Raw genomic sequence first — 5,194 nt, 5'->3', positions numbered from 1 at the left:
GTCCATGATGGTGCGCTCGCAACGCGTCACCAGCCAACTGTTCGAAGCGTTGACGGGATGGCAGACCCGGGTCACCCTCACCGCTCGACCCCCTCGACACCGTCGAACGTCGCGAGTCGGTGTCGTTGGCGACGCTCCGAATGATGGAGCAGTTGACACCGCCCGAACGGGCCGTGTTCGTGCTGCACGAAGCCTTCGACCTGCCACATGCTGCGATCGCCGACGTCCTCGACATCAGCTCAGACGGCTCACGTCAGCACCTCCGACGAGCGCGCGTTCACGTGAAAGGTTGCGACCGTCGCTTCGATCCCGAGCCAGCGGCGCGTTGCGTGTTGTTCCAGCGGTTCCTTGGCGCTCTCGAGACCGGAGAACTCGACGAGCTCCAGGACGTCTTGACGAACGATGCCGTCGCCTACAGCGACGGCGGTGGCAAGGCGCGCGCCGCACGCCATCCGATCGTCGGGGCCGACAAGGTGATTGCGTTCTTCGGCGCGCTGCGCCGCCATCGTGCGATCCACGTAGAACGAACGATCGAAGTCAACGGACAACCGGGGGCACTCCTCACATTCGGCCAGCAGTACCAGCTACTCACTGTCGATTCCCGCGGCGACACGATCCACGAGATCCACTCGATCATGAATCCCGACAAGCTCACGTACCTCCACGAGCAGCTGACCGCCGCACACTCACCGTCGGCATGACCCGGCACGGTCGGCCGGCGTCCTGTCGGCGGCTCCGCATGACCGCCTCGATCAGAGCGAAGTTGCGAACACGCCTGGCTACCCGATTCTCTCCCGACGGCCCCGAACAGCCGGCTTGATGCGACAACCGTGCGCCAACTTGTCACAGGCGGACGGACTCCCCGTCGAATCCCTAGGTCTTCCGCGGAAGCGGGCACCAGCACAAACGAGGAGAGAACGTGAACACTTCCGAGCCCACCGCAGGGAGACCCTTGTGACGTTGGTGGAGACGAGCCGGCGGCGAGATGGCGTGGCCGTCGAACCCAATGACTGACCAACCTCAAAGGAGACATCCATGACAGTTCGAATCGGAATCAACGGCTTCGGCCGCATCGGTCGCAGCTACCTGCGTGCTGCCCTGCGCACCGGCGCAGACATCGAGGTCGTCGCGATCAATGATGTCGCCGACGCTGCAACCCTCGCCTCGCTCCTGGAGTGGGATTCGCTGGCCGGACACCTCGACGGAGTGCGCGCCGACGTGGACGCGATCGTGGTCGACACTGCTCGCATCCCCGTCACCTCAGAACGCGAGCCGGCTGACATTCCCTGGGACGCTGAGCGTGTGGACGTGGTCCTCGAGTCCACCGGCAGGTTCACGGATTCGACCACCGCCCGCCAGCACCTGGCAGCCGGAGCGCGCAAGGTCATCATCGCGGCGCCCGGCGACAGCGAGATTCCTGCGATCGTCCTCGGAGTCAACGACAACACGATCGACGTGACGGCCGACGTGTTCTCGAACGGCTCCTGCACCACCAACTGTCTCGCCCCGATGGCAAAGGTTCTGCACGAGGCCTTCGGTATCGAGTCCGGACTGATGACGACGATCCACGCCTACACCAGCGACCAACGCATCCACGACGCCCCGCACGACGACCTCAGGCGTGCACGCGCGGCCGCACTTTCGACGATTCCCACCTCCTCCGGCGCCGCACAGACGATCGGTCGAATCATCCCCGAGCTCGACGGGAAGCTCACCGGCCTCGCGCTCCGTCTGCCCGTCGCTGTTGGATCGATCACCGACCTCACGGTGAAGCTCTCGCGAGCAGCGACCGTCGAGGTGGTCAATACAGCCTTCCGCACTGCGGCAGCCGATCCCGGGCTGTCGAACTACCTGGCGTACTCGGAAGCCCCCATCGTCTCAGCAGACATCGTCGGCAACCCGCACTCGGCAATCTTCGACGCACCCCTCACCCGAGTCGTCGGCGACCAGGTCAAGGTCTTCGCCTGGTACGACAACGAGTGGGGCTTCTCGAACCGGCTCGTTGAACTCTCTCAGAATGTCGGCGCACCGTAGTCGGGCTCACCGGCACCTCGGCCTTGTCGCCTCCGGACTCCCGAGATACATCGAACGACCGCGGCGGTTCGGATCAGATCATGCGCTCGATGGCTCGTTGGATCGCAGCGCGGTCGCTGCGGTGTCCAGAAACCGCTGTCAGCTCGCGAAAGAGCAACCCGTCGAAGAGTGCCATGACGTCTCCGGCGAGGGCCTCGGGTTCGGGCGCAACGACTTCGGCGAGGTGGTTGGTGATCGCCTGGCGGATCTGTTCGCTTCCGCTTTCCAGGGCGTCGCGCAACTCGGGTCGGCGGACCGCCTCGAGGGCGAGTTCGTATCGAGCGAGTGTCCGATCCCGATCGGCAAGGCGCAGATCGTCCAGCACGCGGGCGAGCATCTCGGCGAGTGTCTCGCCATCGCCTCGTTGCAGCGCTGCAGTGTCGCTCTCAGCCAGTCGGGCGACCGCTGCGTCCATCAGGCTGTCGCGTGTCCGCAGATAGTACGAGGTGGATCCTTGCGGCAGCCCTGCGGCATCGTCCACGGCTCGGTGGGTCAGGCCGCGGCTGCCGACGCGCGCCAGGGTCTCGATGATCGCATCGGCAATTCGCGTGCGGCGGTCGGTTTCCATTCGATCTTCTCCTCTGAGGTTTCATCCCGACTCTACACCTGTAGAGTCAACCTCGACAAATGTAGAGGAGGTTCGACATGAGCATCGGATATCTGATCACCCTCGGCGTGCTCGGATTCTTCACGCTGATCACGCTGCGCCCGCCACGGAGACCCCGCGTCCTCGCCCGAGCTGCGTACTTCATGGGCTTGAGCGTCAACGAAGTTCCCCACCTGGCGATCGGTTTGCCGTTGACGGCCGCGACGATCGACACGATCGCGTCGGGCGACTTCCATCTCGCCTGGTCGTCGCTGCTGCCGATCGGTGGCGCTGCTGCGGTCGGGGCGGGTGTCGTGGCGATCGCACGTCGCGGGACGCTGGCGTGGCCGGCGGTCACCGAGGCCATCCGAGTTGCAGGGCTGAGCATGGATGACCGCCCCCGACGGTGGGTGTGGCGAACGCTGCTCACACCGATCCCGTGGCGGCCGCGTCACGTCGTTCGCGTGGCTGGTCTGCGCTACGGCGATCACCGACGGAACCGGCTCGACGTGTACCACCGACGCCACCGACCGAGTGGCGGTCGAGTGCTCGTGTATCTGCACGGTGGCGGCTACTACTCGGGCGGCAAGCACCGCGAAGGACGAGCACTCCTCCATCGACTCGCCGCGCAGGGTTGGGTGTGTGTCAGCGCGAACTACCGGCTGCGACCATCGGCGGGGTTCGAGGACCATCTCGCCGATGCGCACAGCGTGCTGGCGTGGGCGCGCACCCACGCCAGCGAGTACGGCGGCGACCCCGAGCGGGTGGTCATGGCGGGCAGCTCCGCGGGTGCGCACCTCACGTCACTGCTCGCCCTCGACTCCGACACGAACCTCGATGCCGCGATCTGCCTGTACGGCTACTACGGCCGTTACTACGGGCACACGCCTGTCGAGCCGGTGACCTCGACACCTCTCGCGCTGCCCGCGGCCGCTGCGCCACCGTTCCTGATCGCGCACGGTGAATACGACACCTGGACACCGGTCGAAGCCGCACGATCACTGGCCGACAAACTGCGGACCGAGTCCACCAAACCCGTCGTCGCCATCGAACTCCCGGGCGGACAACACGGCTTCGACCTGTGGCGCTCGTGGCGCTATTCAGCCGTCCTCGCCGGCATCGACACATTCCTCTCCCATCTGGACGGACCCACCAACGGAACGCACAGCCGATCCTCGACCGTCGACCGAGGTGGGCACTCCTGATTCGAGTCGATCTGATTGCGCCTCTTTCGAGCCACACCCCAGCCGATGGACACCGGCCGGCTGGCAGTTCGATACAAAGCCAACCCAGCAGCGATATGACGACCGGGACTTGTGCATGTGGCGAGTCTCAGGATCAACCGTCGAGATCACCCGATGCCTCGCGACCTTGCGTTCAATCTTCCACGAGCCCTCGGTCTCGTCGGGTTCGACGTCTTGACCCGCGACCAACGCGAGCAGACCAACCATCTGTTGCTGAGCCTCGTCGAGTTCGACACCATCAACAGCAGCAAGAACGGCGAGGGCGTTGTTGACCAGACGAGACACAAGTTCGTCGCGTGCGATCGGGTCGTTCCACGCGCACGCCGGCTTGCCCGAGCCGACCTCGTAATCGTCGCCGACCACGACAGCAGCAGCAGCTTCGGGGACCGCTTTGCGGACCCGGCGGATCATCGACACCAACTGCGTCACCGTGTCCTGGGTCTCGACCGCGTCATCGAGCAGCGTCGAGTCGAGCGCCCGGCGGTGCTTGTTCGCCAACACGTTCGTCGAGCCAATCACGTCGCGCACCGCGTCGAAGATCCGCTCCGGCCGATCAGACTTGCGGAGCCGGTTGCGCCACTGCGTCAACGTCGTTGGATGAAACCCAGCATCGGTGATCGACAACCCGCACGCCACCTTCCAACGCAGATCCGTTGCCAACGCCTGGACTGCTTCGCGATCCGACAGGCGGCCGCCGAGACCGCATGCCGACGTACTCAGCTTTTTCGCCTGAGAACACTGCGTCGTTGTCGACCGTGGCAATGCCAGACGCTGGACTTTCGCGCTCCGATCGTGTTGCTGGAACGGCGATATCAGCTCGATTTCACAAGCGTTCTAGGCACGAGCAAGTCACGAAGATGAGCACCTGCAGTGACAAGACAGCCTCTGACCAGGTGTTATATGGAGCGGATGACGGGAATCGAACCCGCGTTCTCAGCTTGGGAAGCTGATGTTCTACCATTGAACTACATCCGCGAAGGCCTCCGACCTTAGCCGAAGGAAACGCCGACAAGCCACGTGACCTGGTGTTTCGTGCCAGGGCCCGGGACTCGCTGTTGTTGCTGTGAAATCACGAGGATAGTCCCTCTTGACCCCTGTGAACCCCTGTTGTGGGCACGTTGTGGGCACGGGCCGTCAAGAGGCCTACGCCGCTCGATGAACCTCAAGGGCTGCCGAGAGAGATTGCATGAAAGCAGGCGGATACCTGAGCGTGCTGGCGGCGAGGCGCTTCTTGAACCCGGCGATGGCACGCTCGGACAACGGGTGGGTTGGGTAGGTCAGGAACTCGTCC

Annotated in this window: 5 protein-coding genes and 1 tRNA gene; 3 read left to right on the top strand and 3 right to left on the bottom strand. The window is 64.5% G+C overall.

The features are described from left to right. Window positions 1-140 precede the first annotated feature (140 nt). Together WBV89_RS05190 and gap are read left to right on the top strand one after the other, a co-directional pair. A complete protein-coding gene (locus WBV89_RS05190) occupies window positions 141-701 on the top strand; it encodes a sigma factor-like helix-turn-helix DNA-binding protein (protein WP_423980275.1) in 561 nt (186 codons plus the stop codon). Between the two features lie 334 nt (window positions 702-1,035). Beyond that, window positions 1,036-2,034 carry a type I glyceraldehyde-3-phosphate dehydrogenase gene (gene gap, locus WBV89_RS05185; RefSeq protein ID WP_423980273.1) on the top strand — a complete coding sequence of 333 codons (999 nt, stop codon included), beginning with the start codon at window positions 1,036-1,038 and terminating at the stop codon, window positions 2,032-2,034. 73 nt (window positions 2,035-2,107) lie between these two features. Here the strand turns inward: gap and WBV89_RS05180 are convergent, their stop codons facing one another. Beyond that, the gene (locus tag WBV89_RS05180; RefSeq protein ID WP_423980272.1) at window positions 2,108-2,641 is read right to left on the bottom strand and encodes a TetR/AcrR family transcriptional regulator; all 534 of its coding nucleotides are present in this window, start codon (window positions 2,639-2,641) and stop codon (window positions 2,108-2,110) included. Between the two features lie 77 nt (window positions 2,642-2,718). On the opposite strand from WBV89_RS05180, the gene WBV89_RS05175 reads away from it, so the two are divergent. Then, window positions 2,719-3,864: an alpha/beta hydrolase gene (locus WBV89_RS05175; protein ID WP_423980271.1), complete on the top strand. Its 1,146-nt coding sequence runs from the start codon at window positions 2,719-2,721 to the stop codon at window positions 3,862-3,864. Here WBV89_RS05175 and WBV89_RS05170 read toward each other — a convergent pair. Next, on the bottom strand, window positions 3,760-4,539 hold the full coding sequence (locus WBV89_RS05170; RefSeq protein ID WP_423980274.1) for a hypothetical protein: 780 nt from the start codon (window positions 4,537-4,539) through the stop codon (window positions 3,760-3,762). The genes WBV89_RS05175 and WBV89_RS05170 overlap by 105 nt on opposite strands. Before the next feature lie 265 nt (window positions 4,540-4,804). After that, window positions 4,805-4,878, bottom strand: a tRNA-Gly gene (locus WBV89_RS05165). Between the last annotated feature and the right edge of the window lie 316 nt (window positions 4,879-5,194).

Source organism: Ilumatobacter sp. (genome assembly GCF_049588435.1).
Classification (GTDB): Bacteria; Actinomycetota; Acidimicrobiia; order Acidimicrobiales; family Ilumatobacteraceae; genus Ilumatobacter_A.
The sequence above is the reverse complement of the archived record's forward strand: the minus strand, read 5'-3'. Positions and strand labels throughout refer to the sequence as shown.